Genomic DNA, 1,771 nt, shown 5'->3' on the forward strand with positions numbered 1-1,771 from the left:
GCCCTGCGGTCAGCGCCTCGTGCTCGAGCAGGCCCACGCCGATGTCGGCGGCCAGCTCCGCGCCGCCGAAGCCGCGCACGGCGAGGCAGTAGCCCCCCGCGGGCAGCTCGATCTCCAGCCGCGAGGCGAAGTCGCCGCCGGAATCGTCGTCCGTCGCCACGAGGACGCCCGCCGCGTCGTAAAGGTCGATCACCGGGTCGCCGCCCGGCGCGCTCGACCGCGCCTCGAGGCGGACCAAGCGCGGCTCGGCCAGCGAGAACAGCGCGACGGCCTCGCCGCCGAAGGGAACGGCGCTGCCCGAGAGGATCATCGCGCCCGATGCGGTGCCGGGGTCCGAGGTCTCCGCCCCGCCGCCGATCCAGGTGCCCGAGGCGCCGAGGCCGCCGCAGTCCGGCGCCTGCGCCATCAGCGGCGCCGCGGCGAGGCAGAGGGCGCCCGCGAGCGCGCTCCGGGACAGGACGGGACGGGACGGGATCACTCGGGACTGGACGGGCATCGGGCTTCCTCCTCGGCGCACATGCGGGAACGATAGCCCCCTCGCCCGCCCGCGCGCCAGCAAAAGAACGGTGACGCACGGCCGGGCTGGAAAGCGCCGCGCCGCGCCGCCATACTCCGCCGGCCATGACAGGACGCGCCCACGCCCCCAGACCCCGGCCGCCGACGGCAGGCCTGCGCCCGCCGGTGCGGGCGTTGCTCCTGAGCCTCGTCGTGGCGGTCGCCCTCGCCTTCGCCGCCCTGCCCCGGATCGAGGCGCATTACCTCGCGCGCGCGGGCGCCGCCGATCGCGCCACGCTGCGTCTCGCCACCGAGGTCCTGCGCGGCGCGCTGGAACGGACGCAGGCGCTGCCCGCGCTGATCGCCGAGCGCCCGATCCTCGCCCAGCTCCTGCGCGATCCCGGCAATTCCGGCCTCGTGCCCTTCACCAACGAGCTTCTCCGGCAGAGCGCGCTGTCGCTCGACGTCTCGGACATCTACGTCATGGATCTCTCGGGGCGGACGGTCGCGACCTCGAACTACCGCTCGGACCATTCCTTCCTCGGGCGGAACTTCGCCTTCCGGCCCTATTTCACCGACGCGATGAGCCTCGGCTTCGGACGGTTCCACGCGCTCGGCACCACCTCGAACCAGCGCGGCTACTTCTTCGCCGCCCCCGTGATCGCCGAGACCGAGCGCCTCGGCGCGGTCGCGGTGAAGATCACGCTCGACCGCTTCGAGGAAACCTGGGGCAATTCCGAGAGCACCATCATCGTCACCGACACGAGCAACGTGATCTTCCTCTCGGACCGGCAGGACTGGCATTTCCGCACGCTCGGACCCGTGCCCGAGCCGGCCATCGAGGCCATCGCGGCGACGCAGCAATATCCGCTCGGCGCGCTCCGCCCGCTCCAGGTCCGGCGGAGCCCGCTCGGCCCGGAGACGGAGCTGGTGACGGTGACCGGACCCGACGGGACCGCCGAGGACTTCGTCTTCCAGACCGCGCTCATCGCCGCGCCGGGCTGGCGCGTCTCGATCCTGACGCCGACGGCGCCCGCCATCGCGCAGGCCTGGACGGTCTTCGGCCTCCTGCTCCTGCTCATCGCCGCGGGCGGGCTCCTGGCCGCCGTGCTCCTTCAGCGCCGCGCGCAGCTGATGGAGCGCCTGGCCCTCCAGCGCAGCCAGCAGGCGGAGCTGGAGGCGCGGGTGCAGGACCGCACGCGCGACCTCGACGCCGCGAACGCGCGCCTGCGCGCCGAGGTGGACGAGCGTCGCGCCACCGAGGAGCGCCTGCGCC

Annotated in this window: 2 pseudogenes; one reads left to right on the forward strand and one right to left on the reverse strand. The window is 74.1% G+C overall.

Annotation, left to right across the window (positions count from 1 at the left end):
- Positions 1–496: pseudogene (locus ACTS11_RS14380) on the reverse strand (ABC transporter substrate-binding protein); the annotation flags it as partial.
- A 185-nt stretch (positions 497–681) separates the two neighbouring features.
- Here ACTS11_RS14380 and ACTS11_RS14385 point away from each other — a divergent pair.
- A pseudogene (locus ACTS11_RS14385) lies at positions 682–1,771 on the forward strand (sensor histidine kinase); the annotation flags it as partial.

Origin of the sequence: Roseicyclus sp. (assembly GCF_052168335.1) — a bacterium.
GTDB lineage: Bacteria > Pseudomonadota > Alphaproteobacteria > Rhodobacterales > Rhodobacteraceae > Roseibacterium.